At 72.8% G+C, this 26257-nt stretch carries 29 protein-coding genes and 1 tRNA gene; 18 read left to right on the top strand and 12 right to left on the bottom strand.

Translation table 11 applies throughout. The annotated features are described in order from the left end of the window. Positions 1 to 29: 29 nt before the first annotated feature. Positions 30 to 2012, bottom strand: coding sequence for a carboxypeptidase-like regulatory domain-containing protein (locus ACY34I_RS10280; RefSeq protein WP_462754355.1), 1983 nt, complete (start codon positions 2010 to 2012; stop codon positions 30 to 32). Positions 2013 to 2176: 164 nt separating this feature from the next. On the opposite strand from ACY34I_RS10280, the gene ACY34I_RS10275 reads away from it, so the two are divergent. The 5 genes from ACY34I_RS10275 to amcA all read left to right on the top strand — a co-directional run bounded on the left by ACY34I_RS10275 (position 2177) and on the right by amcA (position 6899). Continuing rightward, positions 2177 to 2530: a sterol carrier family protein gene (locus tag ACY34I_RS10275; protein ID WP_462754353.1), complete on the top strand. Its 354-nt coding sequence runs from the start codon at positions 2177 to 2179 to the stop codon at positions 2528 to 2530. A gap of 163 nt (positions 2531 to 2693) precedes the next feature. After that, positions 2694 to 4250 (top strand): amidophosphoribosyltransferase, encoded by a 1557-nt coding sequence (gene purF, locus ACY34I_RS10270; protein WP_462754352.1) that lies wholly within the window; start codon positions 2694 to 2696, stop codon positions 4248 to 4250. A gap of 62 nt (positions 4251 to 4312) precedes the next feature. Beyond that, entirely contained in the window at positions 4313 to 5467 is a 1155-nt protein-coding gene (gene purM, locus ACY34I_RS10265) for a phosphoribosylformylglycinamidine cyclo-ligase (RefSeq protein ID WP_148793948.1), read from the top strand. Positions 5468 to 5590: 123 nt separating this feature from the next. Further along, positions 5591 to 6694: a cyclophane-forming radical SAM peptide maturase AmcB gene (gene amcB / locus ACY34I_RS10260; RefSeq protein ID WP_462754376.1), complete on the top strand. Its 1104-nt coding sequence runs from the start codon at positions 5591 to 5593 to the stop codon at positions 6692 to 6694. Continuing rightward, the gene (gene amcA, locus ACY34I_RS10255) at positions 6663 to 6899 is read left to right on the top strand and encodes a multiple cyclophane-containing RiPP AmcA (RefSeq protein WP_148793950.1); all 237 of its coding nucleotides are present in this window, start codon (positions 6663 to 6665) and stop codon (positions 6897 to 6899) included. The genes amcB and amcA overlap by 32 nt, the downstream gene beginning before the upstream one ends. Positions 6900 to 7046: 147 nt before the next feature. Here the strand turns inward: amcA and ACY34I_RS10250 are convergent, their stop codons facing one another. Both ACY34I_RS10250 and ACY34I_RS10245 read right to left on the bottom strand, forming a co-directional pair. Continuing rightward, positions 7047 to 7262 (bottom strand): DUF3073 domain-containing protein, encoded by a 216-nt coding sequence (locus tag ACY34I_RS10250; RefSeq protein ID WP_073834995.1) that lies wholly within the window; start codon positions 7260 to 7262, stop codon positions 7047 to 7049. Between the two features lie 302 nt (positions 7263 to 7564). After that, entirely contained in the window at positions 7565 to 8647 is a 1083-nt protein-coding gene (locus tag ACY34I_RS10245; protein ID WP_462754351.1) for a Glu/Leu/Phe/Val family dehydrogenase, read from the bottom strand. 173 nt (positions 8648 to 8820) lie between these two features. Between ACY34I_RS10245 and ACY34I_RS10240 the strand changes: the two genes are divergently transcribed. Further along, on the top strand, positions 8821 to 9660 hold the full coding sequence (locus ACY34I_RS10240) for a hypothetical protein (protein WP_148793952.1): 840 nt from the start codon (positions 8821 to 8823) through the stop codon (positions 9658 to 9660). Between the two features lie 253 nt (positions 9661 to 9913). After that, complete coding sequence (locus tag ACY34I_RS10235; protein ID WP_007073996.1) at positions 9914 to 10123, top strand: BldC family transcriptional regulator; 210 nt, start codon at positions 9914 to 9916, stop codon at positions 10121 to 10123. A gap of 90 nt (positions 10124 to 10213) precedes the next feature. Here ACY34I_RS10235 and ACY34I_RS10230 read toward each other — a convergent pair whose 3' ends face one another. Next, positions 10214 to 10591 (bottom strand): PPOX class F420-dependent oxidoreductase, encoded by a 378-nt coding sequence (locus ACY34I_RS10230; protein WP_462754349.1) that lies wholly within the window; start codon positions 10589 to 10591, stop codon positions 10214 to 10216. 114 nt (positions 10592 to 10705) lie between these two features. Between ACY34I_RS10230 and ACY34I_RS10225 the strand changes: the two genes are divergently transcribed. Beyond that, positions 10706 to 11482, top strand: a complete 777-nt coding sequence (locus ACY34I_RS10225) for a class I SAM-dependent methyltransferase (protein ID WP_148793954.1) — start codon at positions 10706 to 10708, stop codon at positions 11480 to 11482. Between the two features lie 62 nt (positions 11483 to 11544). Here ACY34I_RS10225 and ACY34I_RS10220 read toward each other — a convergent pair whose 3' ends face one another. Then, positions 11545 to 11832, bottom strand: a complete 288-nt coding sequence (locus ACY34I_RS10220; RefSeq protein WP_462754347.1) for a hypothetical protein — start codon at positions 11830 to 11832, stop codon at positions 11545 to 11547. A gap of 163 nt (positions 11833 to 11995) precedes the next feature. Here ACY34I_RS10220 and ACY34I_RS10215 point away from each other — a divergent pair, with 163 nt between their 5' ends. Both ACY34I_RS10215 and ACY34I_RS10210 read left to right on the top strand, forming a co-directional pair. Beyond that, a complete protein-coding gene (locus tag ACY34I_RS10215) occupies positions 11996 to 12853 on the top strand; it encodes a 3-hydroxyacyl-CoA dehydrogenase family protein (protein WP_462754345.1) in 858 nt (285 codons plus the stop codon). A gap of 109 nt (positions 12854 to 12962) precedes the next feature. Next, positions 12963 to 13706, top strand: coding sequence for an enoyl-CoA hydratase/isomerase family protein (locus tag ACY34I_RS10210; protein ID WP_462754343.1), 744 nt, complete (start codon positions 12963 to 12965; stop codon positions 13704 to 13706). Positions 13707 to 13766: 60 nt separating this feature from the next. Here the strand turns inward: ACY34I_RS10210 and ACY34I_RS10205 are convergent, their stop codons facing one another. Further along, positions 13767 to 15107: an ABC transporter substrate-binding protein gene (locus tag ACY34I_RS10205; RefSeq protein ID WP_462754342.1), complete on the bottom strand. Its 1341-nt coding sequence runs from the start codon at positions 15105 to 15107 to the stop codon at positions 13767 to 13769. 166 nt (positions 15108 to 15273) lie between these two features. On the opposite strand from ACY34I_RS10205, the gene ACY34I_RS10200 reads away from it, so the two are divergent. Together ACY34I_RS10200 and ACY34I_RS10195 are read left to right on the top strand one after the other, a co-directional pair. Then, positions 15274 to 15663 carry a hypothetical protein gene (locus ACY34I_RS10200; protein WP_462754340.1) on the top strand — a complete coding sequence of 130 codons (390 nt, stop codon included), beginning with the start codon at positions 15274 to 15276 and terminating at the stop codon, positions 15661 to 15663. A 166-nt stretch (positions 15664 to 15829) separates the two neighbouring features. Continuing rightward, complete coding sequence (locus tag ACY34I_RS10195; RefSeq protein ID WP_462754338.1) at positions 15830 to 16183, top strand: hypothetical protein; 354 nt, start codon at positions 15830 to 15832, stop codon at positions 16181 to 16183. Positions 16184 to 16242: 59 nt separating this feature from the next. On the opposite strand, the gene ACY34I_RS10190 is transcribed toward ACY34I_RS10195, so the two are convergent. After that, complete coding sequence (locus ACY34I_RS10190; RefSeq protein WP_187413322.1) at positions 16243 to 16758, bottom strand: SRPBCC family protein; 516 nt, start codon at positions 16756 to 16758, stop codon at positions 16243 to 16245. Between the two features lie 226 nt (positions 16759 to 16984). Here ACY34I_RS10190 and ACY34I_RS10185 point away from each other — a divergent pair, with 226 nt between their 5' ends. After that, positions 16985 to 17839, top strand: coding sequence for a hypothetical protein (locus tag ACY34I_RS10185; protein ID WP_462754337.1), 855 nt, complete (start codon positions 16985 to 16987; stop codon positions 17837 to 17839). Between the two features lie 282 nt (positions 17840 to 18121). On the opposite strand, the gene ACY34I_RS10180 is transcribed toward ACY34I_RS10185, so the two are convergent. Next, a complete protein-coding gene (locus ACY34I_RS10180) occupies positions 18122 to 18364 on the bottom strand; it encodes a hypothetical protein (RefSeq protein ID WP_462754335.1) in 243 nt (80 codons plus the stop codon). 120 nt (positions 18365 to 18484) lie between these two features. Beyond that, positions 18485 to 18580, bottom strand: a tRNA-Phe gene (locus ACY34I_RS10175). Positions 18581 to 18627: 47 nt separating this feature from the next. On the opposite strand from ACY34I_RS10175, the gene ACY34I_RS10170 reads away from it, so the two are divergent. After that, positions 18628 to 18753 carry a hypothetical protein gene (locus ACY34I_RS10170; RefSeq protein ID WP_462754334.1) on the top strand — a complete coding sequence of 42 codons (126 nt, stop codon included), beginning with the start codon at positions 18628 to 18630 and terminating at the stop codon, positions 18751 to 18753. A 612-nt stretch (positions 18754 to 19365) separates the two neighbouring features. Here ACY34I_RS10170 and ACY34I_RS10165 read toward each other — a convergent pair. The 3 genes from ACY34I_RS10165 to ACY34I_RS10155 are packed head-to-tail and all read right to left on the bottom strand — an operon-like array spanning position 19366 to position 23533. Then, positions 19366 to 22794 (bottom strand): ATP-binding protein, encoded by a 3429-nt coding sequence (locus tag ACY34I_RS10165; protein WP_462754332.1) that lies wholly within the window; start codon positions 22792 to 22794, stop codon positions 19366 to 19368. Between the two features lie 49 nt (positions 22795 to 22843). Then, complete coding sequence (locus ACY34I_RS10160) at positions 22844 to 23206, bottom strand: hypothetical protein (protein WP_091317037.1); 363 nt, start codon at positions 23204 to 23206, stop codon at positions 22844 to 22846. Between the two features lie 12 nt (positions 23207 to 23218). Next, a complete protein-coding gene (locus ACY34I_RS10155; protein ID WP_148793130.1) occupies positions 23219 to 23533 on the bottom strand; it encodes a hypothetical protein in 315 nt (104 codons plus the stop codon). 356 nt (positions 23534 to 23889) lie between these two features. Here ACY34I_RS10155 and folP point away from each other — a divergent pair, with 356 nt between their 5' ends. The 4 genes from folP (at position 23890) to ACY34I_RS10135 (ending at position 26242) form a co-directional block, all read left to right on the top strand. After that, positions 23890 to 24753 carry a dihydropteroate synthase gene (gene folP, locus ACY34I_RS10150; protein WP_462754331.1) on the top strand — a complete coding sequence of 288 codons (864 nt, stop codon included), beginning with the start codon at positions 23890 to 23892 and terminating at the stop codon, positions 24751 to 24753. 55 nt (positions 24754 to 24808) lie between these two features. Then, on the top strand, positions 24809 to 25168 hold the full coding sequence (gene folB, locus ACY34I_RS10145) for a dihydroneopterin aldolase (RefSeq protein ID WP_148793132.1): 360 nt from the start codon (positions 24809 to 24811) through the stop codon (positions 25166 to 25168). Further along, a complete protein-coding gene (gene folK / locus ACY34I_RS10140; protein WP_148793133.1) occupies positions 25165 to 25692 on the top strand; it encodes a 2-amino-4-hydroxy-6-hydroxymethyldihydropteridine diphosphokinase in 528 nt (175 codons plus the stop codon). Before folB ends, folK begins: the two co-directional genes overlap by 4 nt. Positions 25693 to 25753: 61 nt before the next feature. Further along, positions 25754 to 26242, top strand: a complete 489-nt coding sequence (locus tag ACY34I_RS10135) for a DUF3180 domain-containing protein (protein ID WP_187413298.1) — start codon at positions 25754 to 25756, stop codon at positions 26240 to 26242. Positions 26243 to 26257: the final 15 nt, after the last annotated feature.

Here is a 26257-nt window from a genome sequence, read left to right as displayed (position 1 = left end):
TATTCGTCCCCTAGGTGCAGCCCCGGTGGTCAGTCGTCCAGCCAGTCGAGGCGGCGGCCGCCGCGCTCCTGCGGGCCGTCGGGTCGACCCCGGCCGGCCTGGGCCGGGTCGCCGTAGTAGCCGCCCTGGTCGTAGCCCTGGTTGTCGTAGCCACCGGTCCGCTGCTGAGGCGGCTGCTCCTGGCCGTAGCCGCCCTGCTGCGGCTGGCCGTAACCGTCGCCGCCGCCGTAGCCGCCGCCGCGCTGGTCGTAGCCGTCGTAGCCGCGCTGCGAGCCGCCGCCACGCTGCTCGTAGCCCTGCTGGCCGCCGTCGTAGCCGCCGGACGGCCCGTTGTCATAGCCACCCGAGGGGCCGTTGTCGTAGCCGCCCGAGGGGCCGCCGTAGCCGCCGCCCGCACTGTAGCCGTTGCCCGGCTCCGACCCTCGGCCGTACTGGCCCTGGCCCGGCTGGTCGTAGCCCCGCCCCTGGTCCGGCTGGTAGGTGCTGGTCGGGTAGGGGTCGGCCGGCGGCGCGTACTGCGTGCTGTCGCCGGTGTAGCGGCCGGTCGGCTCGTCGTACCGCTCGCCGCCGTAGCCGCCGCCCTGGGCGGGCGGGTAGCCACCAGCCCCGTAGTCCCGGCTGCCGTAGCCGCCACCCGAGGAGGGCGCGTTGCCGTAGCCGCCACCCGAGGACGGGGCGTTGCCGTAGCCGCCACCCGAGGAGGGCGCATTGCCGTAGCCGTTGTTGCCGTAGGCGCCCTGGCCGGGCGCCTCGTCGCCGTAGCCGGTGCCGCCCCAGCCGTCCTGCCCGCCGCCGGCGCCGTAGCCAGGGCCGGGCGGGGCGCCGTACGGGTCCGGCGGGACGTCGTCCACGACCGGGCGGTGCATCATGGTCGGCGCGTCGCTGAGCGAGGTGCCGCCGACCATCGTCGGCGCCGCTCCGGCGCCCATGCCGTTGACCACCCGGGTCTGGTCGTCGGCGCCCCGGTAGGCGCCCCGGGCGCCCGGCACGGCGCCCGCCGCCCCCGCCGGGCCACCCGGACCCACCGGGCCACCCAGGCCGTCACCGTCGGTGTCGTCGCCCTCGTTCTTGCGCTTCATGTAGAGCAGCACGATGGTGCCGACGCCCACGGCCACGAAGAGACCGCCGAGCAGGATCAGCAGCCAGTTGCCGAAGCCGCCGGAGTCCTGCTGGGCGGCGGGCTGCTGGCCCTGGGCCGCCGCGTCGGTCGGCGTGTCGGTGGCCTCGTCGGTCGCGTCGTCGGTCGGCAGGGGCTCCTCGCTGGCGGACGGCGTCGGGCTCGGGCTCTTCTCGACCTTGATCGGCACGCTGATCCGCACGCCGGTCACGGCCTGGCCGGCCGCCGCGTCGATCGACTTGTAGCCGTTGGTGCCGTCCTTGCTGGCCCCCAGGTCGAGCCGTCCGGGCGCGATCGGCTCCGAGGCCGTGCCGGTGAACCGGAAGTTACCGCTGCTGTCCGTGTTGGTCTGGCGCGTGCCCCGGCTGTCACGGAGCATGACCACGGCACCCGCGATCGGCTCGCTGTTGTCCGCGATCACCACCTTGCCGGAGATCGACTTGACCGTCTGCGGCTGCTCCTGCGTCGGGGGCGCCGCCGCCTTGACGGTGACTCTGAGGGAACCGGAGTCCGACCCCCCGTTACCGTTGCCCTCGACCCGAATCGTCGCTCGGGTTCCGTCGGCAGCAGGTGCGTTGGCTGCCGCTGACAGAGTCAGGGTCACCGACTGCGGGGCCGGGATGCCCCCGGGGAAGTCGATCTTCTTCCCGCATCCCGCGCAGGTGACTCCGTTGGGTAGACCCGTGATGTCGATCGTCGCTGAGTTCTCGCCAGCTTCCGGTGTGACGGTGACGCTGACCGAGCTGCTTTTGCCGGCATCAATCGTCACCGAGTCGTCGGCTGAGGTGATCCTGGCGGCGGAGGCGGGTATGGCGGGGACGGCGAGCAGTGCGCCGACGACCAGCGCCACGACCACACCGGCCCGCTGCTTCCAGGCACGTCGGTGTGTTGACACGTCCACCGCCTTCCGGGTCTGATCTCTCCCCGCCGGCCGGCGCCGGGCCGGGGACGATCACTCACGGTACGAATACGCCGTCGGCAACTATGCCTTGTCTTACCGGATCATCTCTACCCAGGGCCAGCGTCGACCGCGGTGCCGTCGAATCGTATCGTCCCGTCGTGTCCTCTCCGCATACCAAGTCCGCCGCGGTCGCCGCCGCGTTGACGGCGCTGGATGAGGGGCGTACGCCCGAACGACCGGTGTTCCGGGAGGCGGTGCGTGCTCTCCTGGCCGCCCTCACGGAGCGCGCCCCCGGCCGATCGGTGGAGGTGCGCGTTCCACCATACGGTGCCGTGCAGTGCGTGGCCGGGCCGCGACACACCAGAGGAACGCCCCCAAACGTGGTGGAAATGGACCCGGAGACCTGGCTCGCGCTGGCCACCGGCCGCCTCGCCTGGGCGGAGGCGATCACCGAGGGTCGCGTACGGGTCAGCGGGATCCGCGCCGACCTCTCCGCGTACCTCCCGCTCTAGCTGGGCGTACCCTCCGCTCGTCGTCACAGTGGGCGGGCGAATGGTGACTGTCAGTGTCGACTGCTGTTCGCGTACACTGTCAGGCGACGACGGCCCCGGCCGATCGCGCGGAGTTGCCCCCGCCTCCGCCGGGCCGGTCCAGACCAGCATGAGGGAGCGGCAGGTGCCCCGAGGCGATGGCCGGCTGAGCCACGACCTTGACCCCCAACGACCCGGCCCCCAGGACGCGTGCGGCGTCTTCGGCGTCTGGGCCCCTGGGGAGGAGGTCGCCAACCTGACCTACTTCGGGCTGTACGCCCTGCAGCACCGTGGCCAGGAGGCTGCGGGCATCGCGGTGAGCGACGGCTCGGGGGTGGTGGTCTACAAGGATCTCGGCCTGGTGGCCCAGGTGTTCGACGAGCCGACCCTGGCCAGCCTGCGCGGGCACGTCGCGATCGGCCACGCCCGCTACTCGACCACGGGCGGTTCGACCTGGGAGAACGCCCAGCCGACCATCCGGGCGACCACTGCCGGCACCACGATCGCGCTGGCCCACAACGGCAACCTGGTCAACACCGCCGAACTCCAGCGCGAGGCGGCCGCGCGCGGCATGGACTCCGACGGCTCGACCAACGACACCTCGCTGGTGACCATGCTGCTGGCCAGCCGGCCGGATCTCTCGGTCGAGGCGGCCGCGCTGGAGGTGCTGCCCCAGCTGCGCGGCGCGTTCAGCTTCGTCTTCATGGACGAGTCGACCCTCTACGCGGCCCGCGACCCGCACGGGGTGCGTCCCTTGGTGCTCGGCCGGCTGGAGCGCGGCTGGGTGGTCGCCAGCGAGACCGCCGCGCTGGACATCGTCGGCGCGAGCGTGGTCCGCGAGGTCGAGCCCGGCGAGTTGATCGCGATCGACGAGGACGGGCTGCGGTCCACCCGGTTCGCCGCGCCGGAGCCGAAGGGCTGCCTCTTCGAGTACGTGTACATCGCCCGCCCGGACGCCACCATCGCCGGGCGCAACGTGCACTCGGCCCGGGTGCAGATCGGCCGCCAGCTCGCCCGGGAGCACCCGGTCGAGGCCGACCTGGTGATCCCGGTGCCGGAGTCCGGCACCCCGGCCGCCATCGGCTACGCCGAGGAGTCCGGGATCACCTACGGCCAGGGCCTGATGAAGAACCCGTACGTCGGGCGCACCTTCATCCAGCCGTCGCAGACGCTGCGCCAGCTCGGCATCCGGCTCAAGCTGAACCCGCTCCGGGAGAACGTCCGGGGCAAGCGCCTGGTCGTGGTGGACGACTCGATCGTCCGCGGCAACACCCAGCGGGCCATCGTGCGGATGCTGCGCGAGGCGGGCGCCCTGGAGGTCCACGTGCGGATCTCCTCCCCGCCGGTGAGCTGGCCCTGCTTCTACGGCATCGACTTCGCCACCCGCGCCGAGCTGCTGGCAAACGGGCTGGACAACGAGGGCATCCGGCGGTCGATCGGGGCGGACACGCTGGGTTACGTCTCGCTGGCCGGCCTCATCGCCGCGACCGAGCAGCCGAAGACACGGCTCTGCCGGGCATGCTTCGATGGGGAGTACCCGATCGAACTGCCGGCCGGGCACCTGATCGGCAAGCACGTGCTCGAAGGCGTGGGCCGGCGGGTCGCCGCCGAGGCCACCGCCGAACTCAGCGACAACTTCAGCTCGGCGCGTCTGGAGGCGCGCCCCGACCTGAAGCCGTCGGCCGCTACCCACCAGCCATAGCACCTCCGACGCGGGTCGCTCACCGCAACGGCGGCCCGCGAGAACCACAAAGGGGAGAACCCGTGACGCACGTGTCCGAGCGCAGCGGCGCAGGAACCAGCCCGTCGGGCGCCGGCGGCGACCGCCAGCCCTGGACGGCCGGCACCAGCCGCACGACGCGCAAACGCTCGGTCTCCTACGCCGACGCCGGGGTGTCGATCGAGGCGGGCGACCGCGCGGTCGAGCTGCTGAAGTCCAAGGTCAAGCAGACCCGGCGCCCGGAGGTCCTGGGTGACCTGGGCGGCTTCGCCGGCCTGTTCCGGCTGGACACCAAGAAATACAAGAACCCGATCCTCGCCTCCTCGACGGACGGGGTCGGCACCAAGCTGGTGATCGCCCAGCAGCTCGATATCCACGACACGGTCGGCATCGACCTGGTCGCCATGGTGGTCGACGACCTGGTCGCCTGCGGCGCCGAGCCGCTGTTCCTGCTCGACTACATCGCCACCGGCGAGGTCGTGCCGGACAAGGTCGCCGAGATCGGCGCGGGCATCGCCGACGGCTGCCGGTACGCGGGCTGCGCCCTGCTCGGCGGCGAGACGGCGGAGCACCCGGGTGTGCTGCGTCCCGACGAGTACGACATCTCCGCCACCGGTGTCGGCGTGGTGGAGGAGAGCGAGATCCTCAGCCCCGAGCGGGTCGAGGTGGGCGACGTCGTGATCGCGATGCGCTCCTCCGGCCTGCACTCCAACGGCTACTCGCTGGTCCGGCACGTGCTGCTCGGCGCCGGCCGGATGCGGCTGGACGTGGTGATCGAGGACTTCGGCCGGCAGCGGACCCTCGGCGAGGAGCTGCTCACCCCCACCAAGATCTACGCCCAGGACTGCCTCAAGCTGATCGCCGAGGCCGAGGTGCGGTCGCTGGCCCACGTCACTGGTGGCGGCATCCCGGGCAACCTGGTCCGGATCCTGCCGGAGCACGTCGACGCGGTGGTCAACCGCTCCACCTGGAAGCCGCAGCCGATCTTCGACCTGATTCAGTCGAAGGGTCGGATCGAGGACCCGGAGATGGAGGCGACGTTCAACATGGGCGTCGGCATGTTCGCCATCGTCTCCGCCGAGGACGCCGACCGCGCGCTGGCCACCCTGACCGGCCGTGGGGTCGACGCCTGGCAGGCCGGCGAGATCATCGAGGGCTCCGGCAACGTGCAGATGATCGGGCACCACACCCGCGGGTGATCACGTTCCGGTGATCATCCGGGCACCTGATCGGGGGTTCACCCGAGTAGCCAGCGCCGCCTAGCCTGAAGGGCACTTCGGGCTGACGGGGGAGGGTTGATGGCTGCTCGTACGCACCCGGGGATGCGCGGCATCGCCGCCGTCCCCTCGTACGTGGTGATGCAGCCGACCACGCTCTGCAATCTCGACTGCGCCTACTGCTACCTGCCGATGCGGGCGGTGGACCGGCGGATGCCGGTCGCGGTCGCCGAGGCGGTGGCGGCTTCGGTGAACCCGTGGGCGGCCGCGGGGCGGTTCTCCGTGGTCTGGCACGGCGGGGAGCCCCTGGCGGCCGGACGGGAGCACCTGGCTGCCCTGCTGGCCCCCTTCGGCCCCGAGGTGGAACACCACGTCCAGACCAACGCCACGCTGATCGACGACGCCTGGTGCGCGTTCTTCGCCGAGCACGACATCCGGGTCAGCGTGAGCGTGGACGGGCCGCGGGAGCGCAACGGTGAGCGGGTCACCCGGGGCGGCCGCCCGGCGTACGACCGGATCCTGGCCGGGGTCGCGGCGCTGCGCCGGCACGGGCTACCCTTCTCGGCCCTCGCCGTGGTGTCCCGGCCCGCCCCTGGCCTGGCCACCGAGCTGTACGACTACTTCCTCGACCTCGGCTGCGACGTGCTCGGCGTCAACATCGAGGAGACCGAGGGGGTCAACACCCGGAGCAACGCCCGGGAGGCCGCCGCGGTGACCGGATTCTGGGCGGAGCTGGTGGGCGCGTGGCGTCGCGATCCCCGGATCCACCTGCGCGAGGTCGAATGGTCGCTGCGGTACGCCGGAGCGGTCCTGGCCGGCACGGCCGACGACCTGCTGCCCCGCCAGCTCGACCCGATCCCCACCGTCGCCCATGACGGCTCGGTGGTGGTGCTCTCCCCGGAGCTGGCCGGCTTCACCGATCCCCGGTACGGGGACTTCAGCAGCGGCAACGTGCTGACCACCCCGCTGGCCGAGATCCTCGCCGGTGCGGGGCGTACGCCCTGGGTGGGTGAGTTCCTGGCCGGCGTCGAGGGGTGCCGGTCGTCCTGCCCCTATTTCGGCTTCTGCGGCGGCGGGCACGCCGCCAACCGTTACTTCGAGCTGGGGCGTTTCGACGGTACGGAGACCGAGCACTGCCGCAACAGCAAGATCCGCCTACTGGAGGGAGTGTTGGAGCATGCCCGAGACCACGAGTCGCCGGCAGCCTGAGCGTGTCGGAGAAGCCGCACCGGACCCGGTGGCGGACCGAGTGCGGGAAGCCGCCGTGGGGTTGACCGCTCTGCTCCACGAGGCCGAGGCCGCGCGCCTGCTGCGGGCGGAGGTGTCGGGCGGAGACGGGGCCAGCGCGGTGTGCGCGTGGAACCACTTCGAGAACATCCCGACGTTCTACAACTGGAACAACCGGCCGCGCTGACGCCGAGCGTCCGCGATCAAGGACCTGCCGGTGCGCCCGGGCGCGGCCCGGTGCGGCAGGTCCTTGATCGTCGGTCGGTACGCCGGCTTCCGCTGAGCACATGCGTGAGCACGCGGGGGCTACCGCGTGCTCAGATGTGACCGGAGGTCAGCGGGTCGGACGGGCCCAGGTGTCCGGGTCGTCGTCCGCGTGGTCCTCGTCATCGTCGTCGACATACTCTTTGTAGTCGTCGTCGAAGTCGTGGTCCGACTTGCCGCTGCCGCCGAGTTCTCGCTGCAAGGCGGCGAGGTCGGTGTTCGGGGAGTGGTACTTCAACTCCCGGGCCACCTTTGTCTGCTTGGCCTTAGCACGGCCGCGCCCCATGGCTCGACCCCCTCGCACAGAATGCGGGGCAGCCCGAAGGCGGGCCCCGATGACGTCAGGCATCTCTCGTGGCTCTTACGGTACATGGGTATGCCATCGTTCGGCACCTCGGGTTACCGTCAGCCGGCCCTGCGCGTCGCAGTGATCCGGCCGTCACAAAGTCTACCTGGTAAGGAGCGGGTGCCGTGACTGGCCGTGACACCGGACAAACCATCGCGAAGCGCTCTAATTTCCAGCTTAACGCCGGCATGCCGCGCTGCGCGAGCCGGGGGCGGAACGGTGCCCCGCCCCCGGCGTGACGTTCACCGCAGGTGGATCGTCCGCAGCCGGCCGACCTCGGCCATCCGCCGCTCGGCGAGCCGGTCCGCGGCCACCGCCGGCGGCACGCCCTCGGCGTCGGCGAGTCGCAGGATCTCCCGGGTGGTGTCGTAGATCCGGGTCGCCCGCAGCTTCGCCCGCTCGAAGTTGAAGCCCTCGATCTCGTCGGCGACCTGGATCACGCCGCCGGCGTTCACCACGTAGTCGGGGGTGTAGAGGATGCCCCGGTCGGCGAGGACCTTCTCGATGCCCGGGTGGGCGAGCTGGTTGTTCGCCGCGCCGGCGACCACCTTGGCCCGCAGTACCGGCACCGTGTCGTCGTTGAGGGCGCCGCCGAGCGCGCACGGGGCGTACACGTCGATGTCGGAGGCGATCAGGGCGGCGCTGTCGTCGACCAGCTCGACCTGCGGGTGGGTGGCGCGCACCCACTCCAGCGCCTTCGGGTTGACGTCGGTCGCCACGACCTCGGCCCCGTCCCCGAGCAGGTGCCCGGTCAGGTACTTGCCGACCTTGCCCAGGCCGGCCACGCCGACCCGCCGGCCGGACAGCGTCGGGCTGCCCCAGACGTGCTCGGCGGCGGCCCGCATGCCCTGGAAGACGCCCCAGGCGGTCAGGATCGAGGAGTCGCCGGCGCCGCCGTGCTCCACGCTGCGTCCGGTGACGTAGCGGGTCTCCCGGGCGATCACGTCCATGTCGGCGACGTAGGTGCCGACGTCGCAGGCGGTGTAGTAGCGCCCGCCCAGGGACTCCACGAAACGGCCGTACGCGCGCAGCAGCGCCTCGCTCTTGATCTGCTCCGGGTCGCCCCAGATGACGGCCTTGCCGCCGCCGAGGTCGAGGCCGGCGAGAGCGTTCTTGTACGCCATGCCCCGGGACAGGTCGAGCACGTCGGCGAGGGCCTCCTCCTCGCTGGCGTACGGGTAGAACCGGGTGCCGCCGAGCGCGGGGCCCAGCGCGGTGGAGTAGATCCCGATGATCGCCTTGAGGCCGGACTGCGTGTCCTGGCAGAACACGACCTGTTCGTGACCGGTGGATCCCGGGTCTTCGGTGCTGGCGAATACGCCCATTGCTGACTCCTGTGTCGGTGTGCGTCCTTGTGGGGCGCGGACCTGGTGGCGTGCCGGCGGGATGGTGCCGGCGCTGGTGAGCCTAATATCGGCCGGAACCGTACTGTCGTGCACGTCACGGCCCCCCGTCACGCCGGGGACGCAGGGGTCCCGTCTCGTGGGAGGATCGCCCCGTGCCGTCGCTCTTCGCTTCTTACCTGCGGGTGTACGAGCCGCTGACCGCCTTCGACCGTGACCGCCAGTCGTTCTGGCGCCGGTACGTCAACGAGGGCCGGGCGGTCGCCCCGCTGGAGGGTCCCGTCCGACAGCGCACCGCGGTGATCGAGGCGCTCGGCGCGGGCTGGACCCGGCTGCCCGACCTGCCGGACGAGGCGTACGTGCTGGAGACCGACGACACGCTGCTGGTCTGCCCGTGGAACCTGCGGATCCGGGTGGCGGAGGCGGCGCTGAGCGCCCGGGACGGGGTGCCGTCGGTGCTGGCCGACGCGTTCGTTCCGCCGACCCTGGCCGGGCAGGCCAAGGCGGTGGTGGACGACTGGCGCAGCGGAGCGCGGGTGCTGGAGCACGGGGTGCCCCGGGTGCACGAGCAGATCGCCACCTGGGGGGTGCCGCTGCGCTGGTTCGTGCTCTTCGACCGGCAGGAGCGGCAGTTGGTGACCGAGCCGGACCGGCGCGCGCTGCGCTACCGGACGGAGATCTCCAAGGCGCGTCGCCGGTCGTCCCGGGCGCTGTCGGTGCTGCGCAAGTCGGTCGGGGACGCCCCGATCACCGAGGCGGTCGAGGAGGCCGCCCGCTGGCTGGAGGAGTTCCACCCGCGCTCGGTGGTGGAGCTGGACTACGGCGGCCTGGTGCAGTTGCTGCCGGACGAGACGCTGGCCGCCGACGACTCGACCGAGCTGGTCGCGACGGGGCTGGCCGGGCTTTCCCGCGGCGAGGCCGAGGAGGCGTCGGCGGCGTACGACAAGCTCGTCGCCCGGTGGCGGGCGGTGCAGTTGCTGGAACGCTGCAACTAGCCCGAATTGTCCGATAGAGGCCTCTCGATGCGAGAGTGTCTCGTAGTTGACGCATCACGAACCGTGATCATGAGTCCCAATAAGGTACTTTCTGCGGCGTAAAAGTCGTAAAAATCGGGCATGGTTCATCCGTCCGTCTAGGGACCTTCAGCCGTTCGGCCCATGTCGGACATCGGGGACTAGCCGGACCATGGGAGACGCGTCGGCCGGCGGGACCCCGGCCGATGTCTATACATGTGGAGGAGTGACCCCGATGGCATCGCGAACGCACGAACCAGAGCCGCTACTCACACCGGCCGAGGTGGCGTCGATGTTCCGTGTCGACCCGAAGACGGTGACCCGGTGGGCCAAGGCTGGCAAGCTCAGCGCCATCCGGACCCTGGGCGGCCACCGCCGTTACCGCGAGTCGGAGGTTCGAGCCCTGTTGCAGGGGCAGATCCCCCAGCAGCGTCAGGGCGACTGACCACCGGACGCTTTTCAGGCGTTCCGATCAGGGGCGGCCGGACGTACGCGCGAGCGTCGATCCGCCGCCCTTAATCGTGTCCGGGGTTCGTCAGTCCAGCAGGACGCGCAGCCCCACCGTGCCCCGCTCGCCGCGGCGCAGCCGGCTGCCCAGCAGGCTGAGGCGGCCGATCATGCGGTACTTGTGCTTCAACAGCCCGCGGATCCGTCGGGTCTCGACCAGGTCGCAGATCGTCGCGTGCCCCGGCATCGCCGCGCCGCGCGGCCGCCCGCGGACGTCGCACGGGGCCACCGTCACCTGGCCGTTGCGCCGGATCCGCTTGACCTTGCCGGAGTCCGACGCCGTCCACACCGCCAGCGCGTCGCCGTCCCGCACCGCCCAGACCGGCGTCGCCACTCCCCGACCGTCCTTGCGGAAGGTGGTGAGCAGCACGTACTTCTCCGCCGCCAGGCGGTCCAGGTCGGTCACGCCGCTCAGGATACGGCCGCGACAGCCCGGCCGAGCCCAGATAGCGTGATCGCCGTGAGCGCGAGGAGCGAGCCGGGTCTGCGAGCCCCGCAGTCGCGAACAGAGACAGCGCCCGTGACCGGGGAACCCACGATCGGCGACGTGTTCGGCGAGATGATCCGCGACGCGTACGCGGTGGCGACCGGGGTCGGACCCCGGCCACTGGCCGGCGGGCGCCTGCCCCGGCCGGTGATCGAGATCATCGAGCGGGACGACGGCCTGGTCAACGGCGCCCCCGCCCAGCACTACCTGGACCCACCCGAGGCGTGGCAGCCGCACGACCACCGGGCCGTGGACCGGGTGCGCGGCCACGTGCTGGACGTCGGGGTCGGTGCCGGCCGGATCGCCCTGCACCTGCAGCAGCGCGGGGTCCCGGCGACTGGGCTGGACACCTCGGCCGGCGCGCTGCGGGTCTGCCGCGCCCGGGGCGTACGGGACCTCGTGCACGGCACGGTCGACCAGCACGTCGCCGACGGCCACCGGTACGACACATTCCTGCTGCTCGGCAACAACCTCGGGCTGATCGAGGGACGGGAGCGGGCACCCGGGTTCCTGGCCGCGCTCGCCGCTCTGGCCCGTCCCGGCGCCGAGGTCATCGCGCACGGCACCGACCCGTACGGCACCACCGACCCGGTGCACACCGGCTACCACGAGCGCAACCGGCGGCGAGGCCGGCTGGGCGGCCAGCTCCGGCTGCGGCTGCGCTACCGGCTGCTCGGCACCGAGTGGTTCGACTATCTGGTGTGCTCGGTCGACGAACTGGCCGAGCTGGTCCACGGCTCGCCATGGCGACTGGTCGACGTGGACGACCGGGACCGCCCGTACTACCTGGCCACGCTGAAGCTGGCCTGAGCGCGGGGGTAAGGACGGGCCCCGGCAATCGCGCGCCGACGACAAGGGCCCGTCCGCACGCCTCACACCTGGACGGTCGGGGAGTGGTGCTCCGGCGGGAGGCCGCCGTCGCCGTCGACCACCTCGTCCGGGGTGCCGTCCTCGTCGATGTCCACCATGGTGATGTCCACCTTGCCGTCACCGTCGGTGTCGAACTGGAACAGGTCGGCCGTCCCGTCGCCGTCGGTGTCCGCCACCCACACGTCCGTCCGCCCGTCCTGGTTGGTGTCCGCGCGGAGCAGGTCCACCCGCTCGTCGCCGCGGGTCTCCACGGTCTCGGTGCTCTCCGCGCTCTCCGGTGCCTGGCTCATCTCGGTCCTTCCCTGTCGGCTTCGACGGCCGTCGTACCCGATCCGGCGCGCCCCCACGCACGCCGCCCGGGCCGGCCCTGCATAGGGTCGCACCCAGGAACGAGCGGAGTGTGCGGGCCGGCGCGGCGGAGACCCCGCGCGCCGCCCGCAGCGAGGGGACGTCATGAGTGGTCGTTTTGTGGTCGTCGGGGCCGGCACCATGGGCCTCGGCATCGCGTACGTGGCGGCCGGCGCCGGTTACGCGGTGGAGTTGGTCGAGGTGGATGCGGCCCGCGGCGCCGCCGCCGTGCAGCGCCTCGGCGAGCTGTGGGAGCGCGGGGTGCAGCGCGGCAAGCTGACCGCCGAGGAGGCGACGGCGAACCGGGCGCGGGTCACCCTGCGGGCCGGGCTCGGCGAGGTCGCCGAGGGGCCCGACGTGATCGTCGAGGCGGTCCCGGAGCGGCTCGACCTCAAGCGCTCGGTGCTGCGGGAGGCCGAGGCGCGGCGGCCCGCCCTGCTCGGCAGCAACACGTCCAGCATCCCGATCGTCGAGCTGGCCGAGGGGCTGGACCGGCCGGCCGACTTCCTCGGGTTGCACTTCTTCAACCCGGTCTGGGCCATGGCGCTGCTCGAGATCGTGGTGGGCCCGGCCACCGCGCCGGGGACCACCGAGGCGGCCGTCGCGCTCGCCGGCCGGCTGGGCAAGGACCCCGTCGTCGTACGCGACCTGCCCGGCTTCGCCACCTCCCGGCTCGGCGTCACCCTCGGGCTGGAGGCGATCCGCATGGTGGCCGACGGGGTGGCCAGCCCCGCCGACATCGACAAGGCGATGGTGCTCGGCTACCGGCACCCGGTCGGCCCGCTGGAGCTGACCGACCTGGTCGGGCTGGACGTCCGCCTCGACATCGCCCGCACCCTCCAGGCCGCGTATGGGGACCGGTTCGCGCCACCGCCGCTGCTGGTGGAGATGGTGGCCGCCGGGAAGCTGGGCAAGAAGTCCGGCCAGGGCTTCTACACGTGGGAAGGCGGGGTGAAGCGGTGAGCGCGAGGAGTGAGCTCGCGAGCCCCGCAGCCGCGACAGGAAAGGCTGGCACCGTGAGCGCGAGGAGTGAGCTCGCGAGCCCCGCAGTCGCGAACGAAAGGCCAGCACAGTGAGCGGCCTGCGGATCGAGGAGCTGCCGGACCGGCTGGTGGTGACGCTGGACCGGCCGGAGAAGCGCAACGCCATCGACGCCGACCTGATCGCCGAGCTGCACGCGGTCTGCGCCGAGCTAGAGGCGCGGCCCCGGCTGCTCCTGCTCACCGGCGGAACGGAGGGCATCTTCGCCGGCGGGGCGGACATCGGCCAGCTCCGCGAACGCGGCCGGCTGGACGCCCTGGCCGCCATCAACCAGGCCGCCTTCGCCCGGATCCGGGCGCTCCCGATGCCGACCGTGGCCGCCGTGGACGGCCCGGCGCTGGGCGGGGGCGCCGAGCTGGCGTACGCCTGCGACCTGCGGGTGTGCACGGCGCGCGCGGTGTTCGGCCAGCCCGAGGTGCGATTGGGGATCCTCGCGGGCGCCGGCGCGACCTACCGGCTGCCGGCGTTGATCGGGGAGGCCCGGGCCAAGGAACTGCTCTTCACCGGCCGCCGGGTGGACGCCGACGAGGCCCTGCGGATCGGGCTGGTCAACCGGGTGGTGGCCGAGCCGGCGGAGCTGCTGCCCGCCGCGCACGGCCTGCTGGACGAGATGGCGAAGGGTTCGGCGCTGGCGCTCCGGCTGACCAAGCTGGCCGTGGACGCCCCGGCCGCCGCCCACCCGCAGCTCGACCTGCTCAGCCAGGCGGTGCTCTTCGAGGACGAGGAGAAGCACCGCCGGATGACCGAGTTCCTGGAGCGGCGCCGGTCCCGCTGATCGGGCCCGAGACAGGACGAGGGCCGCACCGGTACGCCCGGTGCGGCCCTCGTCGTGCGCTCAGTGCTGGAGCTGCACCCCGGCGTCGTCCAGCGCGGTGATCACCTTCAGCGACTCGCCGAAGCCGATGATCAGCACGGCGTCCGCCCCGTCGTCCTTGACCTGCTTGGCCACGGCGGAGAAGTCCACGGGCGGCGCCTGCGCGTCGGCCGGCAGCTCGTACGAGAGCAGCTTCACCCGGTCGCCGCCCAGGCCGGCCCGCTCCAGTTCGGCGCGGACGTTCTCCTGGAGGCCCTCACCGTAGGAGTCCTTCCGGGCCACGATGGCGACCTTGTGCGGGCCGTCCCGCATGATCACGTCGGCCAGGGCCCGGCCCTGGAGGATGTCCGACGGGGCGGTGCGGAAGTAGAGGCCCTTGTCGTCGATCGTGGTCAGCCCGGCATCGGTGTTCGACGGGGAGAAGAGCACCCGGCCGGCGGCCACCACGTCGGGCAGCACGGCCCGGGAGATGCCGGACGCGGCCGCACCGATGATGACGTGGACGCCCTTCTGCACGTGCGAGGCCACGGTCGCCTTGGCGATCGCCGGGTTGGTGCCGTCGTCACCGTCGATCCAGGTCACCGGCTTGCCGAGCACACCGCCGGCGGCGTTGACGTCCTGGAGCGCGAGCGCCACGCCCGCCGCGATCGGCGGGTACGCCAGAGCCAGGTCACCGGTCTTCGGCAGCAGGCCGCCGAGGACCAGCGGCCCGGCCGGCTTGCCCTCGCGCTGCTTCCGGCCCGGCGGTGGGGTCTTGGTGCTCGCCCCCGACTCGTCGCCGGCGCCGACGAACTCGGTCTTGCCGTCGTTGATCCGCTCGTGATCGAAGTGCAGGGTGGCGTAGCTGGCGGTGGCCGGCTCGCCGGCGTCGGTGAACCCGGCCCGGGTCAGCGTCACCCCGCGGTACTCGATGTCCTGGCCCGTGCGGGCGAGCCGCAGGCAGGTCGCCGCGTCCTCGCAGCGCTGGCCCCCGTTGGTCACCCCGACGATCTGCTTGGCGATCTCGGTCGGCTGGGTGGTGCCGGCGAGTTGGGCGGCCAGCGAGCTGATCACCACCGCGTCGTACGACTCGGCGGAGTAGAGGTAGTCGGTCAGCTTCGGGTCTACGGTGCGTAGCCGTTCCTTGAAGCTTTCCGGCAGTTGCACGAGCGGGATCGTGCCCTTCATGCCGTTCAGAAGGTCCGCGCGGCCCTTCAGTTCGGCCGCGTACGAGTTCTGCATGTTGCCGTCGGTGCCGTAGAGGCGCACCTGGGTGTCGGTGGTCGCCTCCTCGGGCTGGTCGCTCCCGCAGGCGCTGGTGGCGAGCAGGAGCGCCGCGCAGGCCATCGAGATGGCCGCGCGCGACGCGCGTGATACGGGCATTGTCGTCCTTCCTCCGGCGAAGGTCCGCTGCGCACATTAGCGTGCCGGCGCGGCCCTTGGGACCGTGGAGGCGGCTCCGTCGGCAGCCCGACTGCCGATATCACGCACCGTGATGGCCGGGCCGATCCCGGGTCACCGCTTGACCCTCGGTCCTACTGTTCGGCAGGTGACCGACGAAGCACAGCAGACGCTGGACGATGCGACCGCCGTGCTCCGCTCGGCGCTGGCCGGTGACGGCGACGCGGTGGTGGGCACCTTCGACGCCGTGGTGGATCGCTCCGGGCTGGCCGGGGCGTACGGGGTGGCGTGGTGCCTGGCGGCCACGATGGTCGGTGACGACGCCCCGGCGGGCGGCTGCGCGCTCGACTTCCCCGGGATCGACCAGGCCGACTACGACACCCGGTGGGTGGCCCGGTTCGTCAGCGCGTACGCCAACCACGATGCCGACACCGGCGAGGCGCTCTTCGGCGCCGCGGCCGCCGACGGGCTGCTACCGGACTGCCTGCTCACCCTCGCCGGGTCGACGATCGCCACGCTGCGCAGCCGGGCGGCCTGACCGGGCCCGGCGGGCCGCCGCCCGGGCTGGGCCGGCGCGCCGCGACCGTCGCGCCCGACCGGTCCGCCACTGTGATAGCTCTGGGGCATGTCCGAGGCGATGCTGAGCAAGGTCCGCAAGTTGCTCGCCCAGGCCGAGGACCCGGCCTGCACGCCGCTCGCTGCTGGTGCAGGCCGCACACGGGCTGGCCGGTGCCGCCGTACCGGACGGGGAGCATCCGGCCGCGTTCCGGCGTACCTGGCTGGCCGGCTTCGCCCACGTGGTGGCGGATCGGCTGCGCGCGGCCGAGGCCGGCGCGGTGGCCGAGTCCGGCACGCCCACGACGGCGCTGGTGCTGGCCGACCGCTCCGACCGGGTCCAGCGCCGGCTCGCCGAGGTCTACCCGCGACTGCGTACGGCGCCGCCCCGCCGGCTCGCCGGCACCGGGTTCGGTCCGGGTGCGGCGGCGGGTCGCCGGGCCGACCTGGGCGGCACCGGCGTGACCGGCCGGGGCGCCGTGGCCCGGGGCATCGGGCGGTGAGCCCGGTCCGCCCGAGTCCGCGGTGACTCTGGTCCGCCGGCCCGAGGCGAGGGCGGCGGTCAGGCCGTGGTGCGGGCGACCGTGGCCAGGTAGCGGCAGAGCAGCTCGTGCCAGCCGGCGGTGAGCGCCTCGCGGTAACCCTCGGCGGCCGGACCGTGCCGGTCGAAGTAGCGGTGCTCGACGTCGACCTGGGTCCGCTCCGGGCCCGCCGGCTGGAAGAGCACCTCGACCTCGCTCGCCCGCGCCGGGTCCGGCACCGCCACCCGGTCCGGTCCGATCTGCCAGGTGAAGACGAGCCGTCGGGGCGGGTCCCAGGTCAGCACCCGGCCCCAGTCGCTGCGGAAGCCGTACGGGCCGATCTCGTAGAGCATGCCGCCGGCCCGGGGTTCCATCCCCAGGTCGGCCAGGGCCTCCGGCCCGGACCAGGTGTATTCGCGTACCCACCAGTCGGCCAGCGACCCGGTGAAGACCGCGAAGGCCAGCTCGGCGGACGCTGGGGCGAGGAGGCGGCTGCGGAGACTGAACCGGTCGAATTCCTGACGAACCTCATCCGGATCGGCCATCTCCTGTCCCATAGGCCCGGACCATACCGGCTGATGCCCGGGTGTGCAGCTTCGCGAGCGCCCGCTTCCCGACACCAGGAGAGGGGTTTCCTGACAGTGCTGAAAGCGGGGGTCGCCGGTCGATGGGGCGTGGCCAGGGCACAGGCGGGACAGCGGGGGCAGGACGGGTGCCCGGCCGGAAACCGGGTATCCGCGGCTGATCCGGCCCGACGGACCGGGCCAGCGGGGAGCGGGGAGCATGAGCAAGAGCGGAGCGACCGAGCGGGAGCCGGACCCGAGCGAGCGGCGCAACCATCGGGCTGAATCGTCGGAGCAGGACGTGCTGCTCGACATCCCGGAGGTCACGGTCGACCAGCTCCGGCTGGCGGCGGACGGGCTCGACGCGGACCTGTCGCTGCGCGCCCGGCTGGCGAACCTGCTGGAACTCGACGCCGGGGTCCGCGTACGCCTGACCGGGGTGGAGCTGGATGTCACCGGCGTGAGCGCGGAAGCGCTGCTCAAGGTACGCCTGGAGCGGCTGGTGCGGATCCTGGACCGGGCGCTGGCCACCATCGACGGGAACCCGCAGCTGATCGACGCGCTGGCCCGGACGGTGGGCGCCGGCATGGCGGACGTGAACCGGGCGGCCGGGCAGCTCACCGGCCGCGAGGGCGCGCCCGTGGTCGACGAGGGCGGGCAGCGGACCGGAACGGTCGGCGTGGAGGCCCGCCGGACACCACGCGAGCGGGTCGCCAAGCCCGCGCCCCCGCCGTCCGCCGCCGGGACCCGGCACCCCGAGCCGCCGATCGGCCCCGGCGGCCAGCAACCCCCGGGACCGTCGGCCGAGGCCGTGTGGCCGGAGGCGGCCGGTGCCCCGCCGTCCGGGGAGCGGGGCGGCCAGCCAGGCCGAAAGGCGGGCGGCCAGCCGTCCCGGGCGGCGGGACCGGAGCAGCAGGTATCCGGCGGCGGACCGGGCGGACGGCCGGCGGGGCCGTTCGGGGCGGCCCACCTCGCGGGCCAGGCCGGGGAGACGCTGCGCCAGGCCGGCCGGAGCGTCTGGGAGGCGATCCAGGGCGGCATGGGCCAGCACGGCCCGCAGCCACCGGAGCGGTAGCCGAGGGTCCAGCCGGCCCGAACCCCACGCCCCGCCCCGCGCGGCCGCCGGTATCAGTGAGGTGACCCGGTGACGAGTCCCGGAGATGACCGGGGCCAGGCGGAGACGGCTTCACCCGTTCTCGACGTTCCAGAGGCGCCACGAGGGCCGGAGGCCATCACGGGTGGACGGAGTTGCCGAATGGTCCGTACGGGGCCGCTGAGGCCCCAGGAAGGGGAGGGGTGGAGGTGGTGGGAGGTGAGGGGGCGAGTTGGAGCGGAGCTGCAGAAGCGGGGGTTCAGGTCACGCTGTGCGCTGGCGCACGCCGCGGGCGACTCGGACAGCGAGCCAGATGCCGCCGGCCAGGAGACTCAGACCGAACAAGGCGATGCCAACCTCATAGATCCGATCAGCATCGCCGAGAGGCGGCCCATCCGGCGACAGACCGTCCCAGGCGTTCCAAGAGCCGTAGACAAACAGCACACCGAAGACCGCCGACGCGAGCGCCACAAGCAGAGCCGCGGCCCGCCCGATCCACATCAACATCGCAGCAGTATCCCAGCAAAAGCTGCCTCCGTGGGGGGCCAGACGGCAGGCCCAGACGCCAAACGGTCCCCACCGACGTTTCCGAAGGTGAGGACCGTTGTAGCCCGGCGAAAGGCTATGTGGCCAGGGGCGGGGTCGAACCGCCGACCTTCCGATTTTCAGGCGGACGCAGGTCCTTGCAGCGGGCGGGGTTGTCATCGATGCAGCGTCCAGGCCTCGGGTCCTGCTTCTGCGGCCCGACGGCATCGTGTACCACGCTGAGCGTGGCGATCAGGGTGTTGTCGGCAACGTTCGCCGACTTCACCGGCCAGGCGGCGAGGGCGGTTACCGCCACCATCACCAGCAACGCCCAACCGGCCGTGGTCATCGCGTTGCTCATGTCCGACTGACGTGAGCGCCAGAGCAGGTAGAGGCCGACCACGCAGAGCGTGATGATGCCGAAGACGCTGAACACCTTCTGGTAGACGGCCTTCGTGGCCTGCTCCACCAGCGGATCCGCCCAGCCCCACATCGAGCGCGGGTCCCAGGCCCGTTCGCGCAGGGCGTTCGAGGCCCCGATTATCGCTGTGGCGAACATGAATTCGCCGTTCGCCACTGTCGTGGTGAACTTGTAGTCAGGATGGAGAACAGTTGACGCGCAGCCACCGTCTACGTCGTAGGTGGTGTAGTTGTAACCGGCGTACCCGTAAAGGCTGTACTGGCCCGTCACTCCGTTGGCAGACTTTGGCGGAGCGCTGGCAAACCAGCCGGCCAGGCCCGAATCAGGGGCTCCGGGGGTAGGGGGCTCAAGACATTCCGCCCGCTCCGACGCCACCTTGTCGAGCTTCGCCACGCAGGCGCGGAAGTCGGCCTGCCACTCCTTGGTGCTGCACAGCTCGGCCCGAGCCTGAGCGACCGGGGTGGCGTACGCGGGTGTGGCTCCGACCACCGGCCAGGCGATCGTGGCCACGGCGAGTACGCCGAGCGCGAGGAGGAGCGCCGCGATCCGTGCCCGCGCCATGTCACGCCTCCAGATCAGCCAGGACGGTCGGCAGCTGCCCGGCCGCCTGGGCGGCCGCGGCGGGGGTGGTGTCCAGGTGTTCCAGCAGCCCGTCGACGTACGAAACGTCGACCCGGACCTTCTGCACCCGCCCGTCGACGTCGCGCATCACGAACTCGCGGAAGCCGAGCCGGGAGGCCGATCCGGAGTCCGCCTGGGAGAGCGAGGCCAGGGTGGCTTCGTAGCCGTCGTCGACCGGCACCCGCAGCAGCCGCAGCGCCTCGGAGGCGATCTCGGTGTCCTCGGCGATCCGGCCGACGAAGACGGTGGAGACCAGGTTCTGCACGTCGAGGCCGAGGATGTCCTTGGGGTTCTGCGAGGCGACCAGGGCGGCGAGGTTCCACTTGCGGGAGTCGCGGGCGAGGCGGACCAGGAACGACCGCCCGGAACGCCATCCCTCCATGAAATGTGCCTCGTCCAGGCCGACCAGCTTTCGGGAGGACATCGAGCCGCCGTAGCAGCGGCGGACGGCGAGCCGGTGCGCGGTGTGCAGCATCGGCAGGGCGAGGGCCTCCTCGGCCGACCAGTACTCCCGCTCGATCTTGAGGTCGGGCAGTCGCAGCCCGGCCATGGTGATCACGGTGAGCGCGGCGTCCGCGCCGAGCAGCCCCTCCGGCGGCCGGCCGAAGAAGAGCATGGCCAGTGGCATCTCGGCGGTGTCCAGCAGCAGGTTCGCCAGCTCCCGGCCGGCGTCGTCGTCCAACCCCTGCAGGCAGGCGACCACGTCGTCCAGGGTGGAGGTCTCCTCGGCCGGCACCTGGCGTACGGCGTGCCGGAACAGGGTGGCGGTGGACGCCTCCCGGGCCACCTGGGGCGGCACCAGCATCATGCAGATGTCCTGCACCAGCATGCGGCGTTCGGCGCGGGCGTTGGAGACCGCGATCTCGAACTCCCGGTCGCCCGCCGACCCGGCGCTGAACTCGCTGCGCAGCGGCGTCGGGATCAGCGCGTACGGGGCGAGGGTGCCCTGCTCGGAGCCGGTCAGGTTGAGCACCCGCGCGTACGGCGCCAGCTCCGGCATCGCGCACAGCCGGGCCAGCGGGCCGGACGGGTCGAGCAGGGTCACCTGGACGCCGCGCCGGGCGGCCAGATAGCCGAGCGCGCCGAGCAGGGTGGACTTGCCGCCGCCCGGTTCGGCGACGAACACGGCGAGTCCGGACCGCTCGCGGACCTCCATGGGGAAGTGCAGGTCGAGGAAGACCGGGCGGCGGCAGGTGCCGGCGGTCCGGCCGATCAGGTCGCCGCGCCGGTCGCCGACGGTGGAGGCGGCCTGTGGCAGCGCGGCGGCGAGCAGGTTGACCGGCATCCGGCGGACGTAGCCGGTGTTGGCGATCGGCTCGCCGGGGATGAACTCGCGGGCCAGCCAGTCCTGGTTCTTCGGGTGCTGGAGCGAGATCCGCAGCTCGCGGGAGTAGAGCTGGATGAGCCGCCGGGCCCGCTCCAGGCACTCCTCGCGGGTCCGGCCGCCGACCGCGATCCGGTGCCAGCCGTGCGCGCGGGCCGAGTCGACCGGCAGGCCGGTGGTCATCTCGTCGCCGATCACCAGGGCCCGCTTGGCGAGCCGTTCCAGCTCCGGCGGGGCGTCGATGCCGTGCTCGGCGTAGTCGAGCTGCTGGGAGCGGATCATTCGGAGCCGGTGCTCCAGGTTTCGGAAGGAGTCGCCGGGGCCGAGGATGTCCACCCGGGTGGAGAGCTCCATCGGCCACGGCAGCCGCTCGTGGAAATGCAGCCAGGGCTCGTGCCGCTCGGGGATCTCCAGCGGCTCCATCCGGCCGACCGCGAGCACGGCCACGTGCCGCTCCTCGCCGGTCATCCGGTTGACCAGCTTCACCGTCGAGCCGTACGGGGTGCGGTAGCGCTCGACCTGCTCGGTGAGGGCGAGCAGGTCACCGCGTTCCCACCGCCCGTTGGTCACCGGGGACAGCGCGCCGGGCGGCGCCATGCACAGCGCGACGGAGCGGTAGAGCAGCCATTCCAGCTCCTGCGCGGTGACCCGACGGCCCCGCATGCCGAACGCGCCGAGCACCTCGTCGAACTGCTCGACCGTGCGGCCCAGCCGGCGGCGCTCGCCGTCGGCGGTGCCCCGGCCGAAGGTGCGCAGCAGCCGTTCGGTGAGCGAGTCGCCCAGCGATCGGCGGGCGAAGGTGACCCCGAGGTAGGTCTGACCCTCGGCGTGGTTGACCGCCATCAGGTGCCGCTGTGCCGCGACCAGGTGGTCGGCCCAGCCGGGCGTGCCGGGCACGTCGGGCAGCGGCGCGGCGGTGTGCGCGTCGATGGTGCGGGCCCACTCGTCGGCCGGGAAGGGCCGGGTGGTGCGGCGCAGGTGCAGCCGGAAGCCGGCCAGGCCGGCGTACTGCTCGGAGATGGCCGAGAGCAGCGCCTCGCGCTCGGCGTCGGGGCGGAACGCCCAGCGCACCTCGGGCAGCCAGTACCAGGCGGTGACCGTGTTCGGGGTGAAGGTGAGGTGACCGGCGATCTCGGTGATCGCCAGCTCCACCGACGGGTCCCGATCGCCGAACTTGATCTTCGGGGGGCGGACCTGGACCGGCTTCACGGGCTTGCCGCTCCGCGCCGCGGACCGCTGCCGCGGCGGGGTCACCTCCCGGCTCGGCGCGGTGGCGACCTCGCGGCCGCTCGACCGGCCCCCCGCCTCCGCCCGCCGGTCGCCCCGGCGGGCCGGGCGGGCCGGGGCCTCCGGCTCGGCCAGTTCCGGCTCCGTCGTCGCGCGGAGCGCGGGCAGCCGGTCGCCGGCCTGGTGGGGGACCCGGGAACGGGTGGGCGCCGGGTCGAGGGCGGCCGGCCGACCGGCGAGCCGCTCCGCCGGCTCGGCGGGGTACGACGGCAGGTGGCTGGCCTCGGGGGCCTCCCGGGGGCGCCCCACCGGCCGTACGCCCGGGGCGGTCTCCCGGAGCCGGACGCTCGGCGGCTCCTCCTCCGGCGCGCCACCCTGGTCGGTCATCGAGGGGGGCGGCTCGGTCGGGGCGGCGGGCTGGTGCGGGATGGGCAGCGCCTCCCGCCCGACCCCGCGGCGGGGCGGCGCCACCACCGGCGTCGGCTCCGCCCCAGTGGGCAGGCCGGCCGGGGGGCTCGCGGGCCGGGCCGGGCGCCGGCCGCCGGGCTGCGCGCCGCCGAACAGGTCGAGGAACGGTGAGTCGATGTCGCCGCTGTCGCCGGGCGCCGGCCGCTGTTCGGGGCCCGGCGTGCGGGTCGTCGCCGGGCGGGGCGGTTGGAAGACCCCGACCCGACCGTGCCCGGGGCTGGTGACCAGAGCCGGGTCGAGAGCGACCTCGTCCAGTTCCTCGTCCTGCGGGTGATCGAACGATCGCGCTCGGTTACCGTGCGGCCCGGCCGGACGTCCGGCCGGGGAACCCGGCGTGGAAGAGCGACTCATGCGACCGCCTCACCCGCGTCGTCCGTCCGCCCCGTCGGGGTACGCCCGGTCATGCCAGTTCCTCCCGGATCCTGATCCGGCTCGCCACCAGCCGCGGATCGCGCAGCTCGGCGGCCGGCTCCCGGGTGCGTCGCCAGTCCGTCAGCGCGGTCCGGATGACCATTCGCGCCGGTCGGTCCGGGTCGACGTACCGGAAGATGAACGAGGTGGTCACGATGGCGAGCGAGATCTCCCACGCGGGGAAGAGCTCGACCTGCAACGTGAACAACCAGTGGATGAACATGTAGAGGGGCACGAGCAGCATGAACAAGCCGTACTGGGCGTACGGCAGGTGGACGGGAAGGGTGTATCCGGGCGGCCCGAGATAGACGAGACGAGCCCGGTAGATGTCGTCGTCGGTGCGCAGCCGCATGGTTGCCCGCGCCTATTCGAAGATCAGGTTGATCAGGTAATCGCCGACGAAGAAGAGTGTGGCGGCGCCGGCGATGAAGGCCAGGCCGATGATGGCGATGGCCGAGCTGGTCAGCACCTTCGAGATCTCGCCCCGGCTGGCGCGCCCGATGAAGATGACGCCGAGCACGGCGAGCAGGATCGGCGCGATCTTGCTGGCGAAGAAGCTGACGACACTGTTGGTGTCGATGCCCTTGGGGGCCGGCTCGGCGAGTGGAGTCGACGCCAGGGTGTGGAGCGCGTGGTCGACGGCTGCGCTCGCCGCCCCCATGAGCTCGGTGGCGATCACTGGAAACCTCCCCATGTCGCGGCCGGCGGCGCCGCGGCGGTGCAGTAGGCAAGCCTGGCGGGATGGTGCTCATTCGACACAGCGTGCGCGACGCTGCGTTCGTCACCCACCACGGAGAGTGGTGAGCTTTGGGGGGATTCTTCCCGCTTCGGCCCTCCCTCCAGGCTTCGCCATCTCGATGCTGGGCAATTCCAAAGCGTACGGGCCGGCCCTCTTTGCGACAACCCGCGAAGAGTCGACCCGGAGCGACCCGGACGACCGATCGTACACCTGTTCCAATTCCCATGTCAGGACCGTCGTGGAGGGTTGCCGCCCGGGCCGCCGGAAGCCCTGCTGGCGACCGGTACTGTCGGGTCGTGACCGATCTGGTGCGGGCGCAGGCCCCGGTGGTGATGGGCGTCCTCAACGTCACGCCCGACTCCTTCTCCGACGGCGGCAGATACGCCGATCTCGACGCGGCCGTCGGACACGGAGTGCGACTGCACGCGGAGGGCGCGGACCTGGTCGACGTGGGCGGCGAGTCCACCCGGCCGGGCGCCGAGCGGGTCGACGCGGAGACCGAGATCGCCCGGGTGCTGCCGGTCATCCGCGAGCTGCACGCCGCCGGCATCCCGGTCAGCATCGACACCAGCCGCGCCCGGGTGGCGGAGGCCGCCCTCGCCGCCGGTGCGGACGTGGTCAACGACGTCTCCGGCGGCCTCGCCGACCCGGACATGGCCCGGGTGGTCCGGGACGCCGGCTGCCCCTGGGTGCTCATGCACTGGCGGGGGCACTCGCGCCAGATGCGCGACCTGGCCAGCTACGGCGACGTGGTGGCCGACGTCCGGACCGAGCTGAGCCAGCGGGTCGATGAGGCGCTCGCCGCCGGAATCGCCGCCGAGCGGATCATCATCGATCCCGGGCTGGGCTTCGCGAAGACCGCCGCGCACAACTGGGAGCTCAGCGCCCGGCTGCCCGAGCTGGTCGACCTCGGCTTCCCGGTGCTGTTCGGATCGAGCCGGAAGTCGTACCTGGGCCGGCTGCTCGCCGCTGCCGACGGCACGCCCCGGCCCACCTCGGGACGCGAGGCGGCCACCGTCGCCACCAGCGTGCTCGCGGTGGCGGCCGGGGCCTGGGGGGTACGGGTGCACGACGTCCGGGGCACCGCCGACGCGCTCGCCGTCTGGCGGGCCACCGGCCGCCCGTGCCTGGTGACCACGATGTCCGAGGGGGACCGGTGAGCGCGAGGAGTGAGCCGGTTTTGCGAGCCCCGCAGTCGCGAACGAAGGGGGCACGGTGACGGACCGGATCGAGCTGACCGGCCTGCGCGCCCACGGCCGGCACGGGGTGTACGACTTCGAGCGCGCCCAGGGGCAGGAGTTCGTGGTCGACGCGGTGCTCGAACTCGACCTCGGCCCGGCCGCGCGCTCGGACGAGGTGACCGACACCGTGCACTACGGTGAGCTGGCCGAGAAGCTGGTCGCCGTGATCACCGGGGAGCCGGTCAACCTGATCGAGACGCTCGCCGACCGGCTGCTCGCGGTCTGCCTGGCCGAGCCGCTGGTCGCCGCCGCCACGGTCACCGTCCACAAGCCCGAGGCCCCCATCCCGCACGCCTTCCGGGACGTGGCCGTGACGATGCGGCGTACCCGATGAGCCGGGCCGTGCTGTCGATCGGCAGCAACCTTGGCGACCGGCTCGCCCACCTCCGTGCGGCGGTGGCCGCTTTCGACGACGCCGTGCTGGCGGTCTCCGGCGTCTACGAGACTCCACCATGGGGGGACGCTGAGCAGCCCGCGTACCTGAACGCGGCGGTGCTGGTCGCGGATCCGGCGGCGACCCCGGGCGACTGGCTGGCCCGGGCCCGGGCCGCCGAGCGGGCGGCCGGGCGGACCCGGGACCCGGAGCGCCGGTACGGGCCGCGCACCCTCGACGTCGACGTCATCGCGGTCTGGGACGACGCCGGTGCGCCCGTGCTGAGCGACGATCCGGAGCTGACCCTGCCGCACCCCCGCGCCCACCTGCGGGCCTTCGTGCTGCGGCCGTGGATCGATATCGAACCGCACGGCCGGCTGCCCGGACACGGCTGGCTGACCGACCTGCTCAACGCCGAGCCGCTGGCCGGGGACGCCCTGGAACTCAGCCCTCGACCGGATCTGGCGATACAGTCGGACACATGACCCAGTGGAGCCGGACGGCATGAGTCAGGCGCAGTTCCCGCGCGATCCCGAACGATGGCGGATGGGCCCCACCCGGATCTCCACACTGGTGGTGGCCGGCCTCGCCGCCGCCGCGGTGGCCTGGCTGCTGATCAGCAGCTTCTACTACCCCAGCGCGCCGAGGCTGCCGTGGCTGCCGGTGGTCACGCTGGCCGCCCTCGCGGTGCTCGAGGGGTACGCGGCGATCAACACCCGTGGCCGGATCGAGCGCCGACCCGGGCGGGACCCGGTGAATCCGCTGCTGGTCGCCCGGTTCGTGGTGCTGGCCAAGGCGTCCGCGCTGGCCGGGGCGATCTTCACCGGCTTCTACGCCGGGCTGACCGGCTGGCTCTTCGTCGAGCGCACCGCCGCCGCCGTCGGCGACCGGCCGGCCGCCGGCGCCGGGCTGCTCGCCTCGCTCGCCCTGGTCGCGGCGGCGCTCTGGCTGGAGCGGTCCTGCCGGGTGCCGGAGCAGGAGGACGACGAGGACCGCGACCCGGGTGATCGGGAGACTCCGCGCGGCCGCCTCTGATCAGGGGTTCCCACC

Source organism: Micromonospora sp. RTBAU3-60 (genome assembly GCF_054963695.1).
The sequence above is the reverse complement of the archived record's forward strand: the minus strand, read 5'-3'. Positions and strand labels throughout refer to the sequence as shown.

Bases quoted from the DNA above. Each gene is read 5' to 3' on its own strand.
- amcA (WP_148793950.1), top strand. From the start codon at position 6,663: ATGCCCGAGACCACGAGTCGCCGGCAGCCTGAGCGTGTCGGAGAAGCC.
- folK (WP_148793133.1), top strand. From the start codon at position 25,165: ATGAGCCGGGCCGTGCTGTCGATCGGCAGCAACCTTGGCGACCGGCTC.
- amcB (WP_462754376.1), top strand. From the start codon at position 5,591: ATGCGCGGCATCGCCGCCGTCCCCTCGTACGTGGTGATGCAGCCGACC.
- ACY34I_RS10205 (WP_462754342.1), bottom strand. From the start codon at position 15,107: ATGCCCGTATCACGCGCGTCGCGCGCGGCCATCTCGATGGCCTGCGCG.
- ACY34I_RS10180 (WP_462754335.1), bottom strand. From the start codon at position 18,364: ATGTTGATGTGGATCGGGCGGGCCGCGGCTCTGCTTGTGGCGCTCGCG.
- ACY34I_RS10250 (WP_073834995.1), bottom strand. From the start codon at position 7,262: ATGGGGCGCGGCCGTGCTAAGGCCAAGCAGACAAAGGTGGCCCGGGAG.
- ACY34I_RS10235 (WP_007073996.1), top strand. From the start codon at position 9,914: ATGGCATCGCGAACGCACGAACCAGAGCCGCTACTCACACCGGCCGAG.
- ACY34I_RS10190 (WP_187413322.1), bottom strand. From the start codon at position 16,758: ATGGGACAGGAGATGGCCGATCCGGATGAGGTTCGTCAGGAATTCGAC.
- ACY34I_RS10245 (WP_462754351.1), bottom strand. From the start codon at position 8,647: ATGGGCGTATTCGCCAGCACCGAAGACCCGGGATCCACCGGTCACGAA.
- ACY34I_RS10135 (WP_187413298.1), top strand. From the start codon at position 25,754: ATGGGCCCCACCCGGATCTCCACACTGGTGGTGGCCGGCCTCGCCGCC.
- ACY34I_RS10165 (WP_462754332.1), bottom strand. From the start codon at position 22,794: ATGAGTCGCTCTTCCACGCCGGGTTCCCCGGCCGGACGTCCGGCCGGG.
- ACY34I_RS10215 (WP_462754345.1), top strand. From the start codon at position 11,996: ATGAGTGGTCGTTTTGTGGTCGTCGGGGCCGGCACCATGGGCCTCGGC.
- ACY34I_RS10160 (WP_091317037.1), bottom strand. From the start codon at position 23,206: ATGCGGCTGCGCACCGACGACGACATCTACCGGGCTCGTCTCGTCTAT.
- ACY34I_RS10220 (WP_462754347.1), bottom strand. From the start codon at position 11,832: ATGAGCCAGGCACCGGAGAGCGCGGAGAGCACCGAGACCGTGGAGACC.
- ACY34I_RS10185 (WP_462754337.1), top strand. From the start codon at position 16,985: ATGAGCAAGAGCGGAGCGACCGAGCGGGAGCCGGACCCGAGCGAGCGG.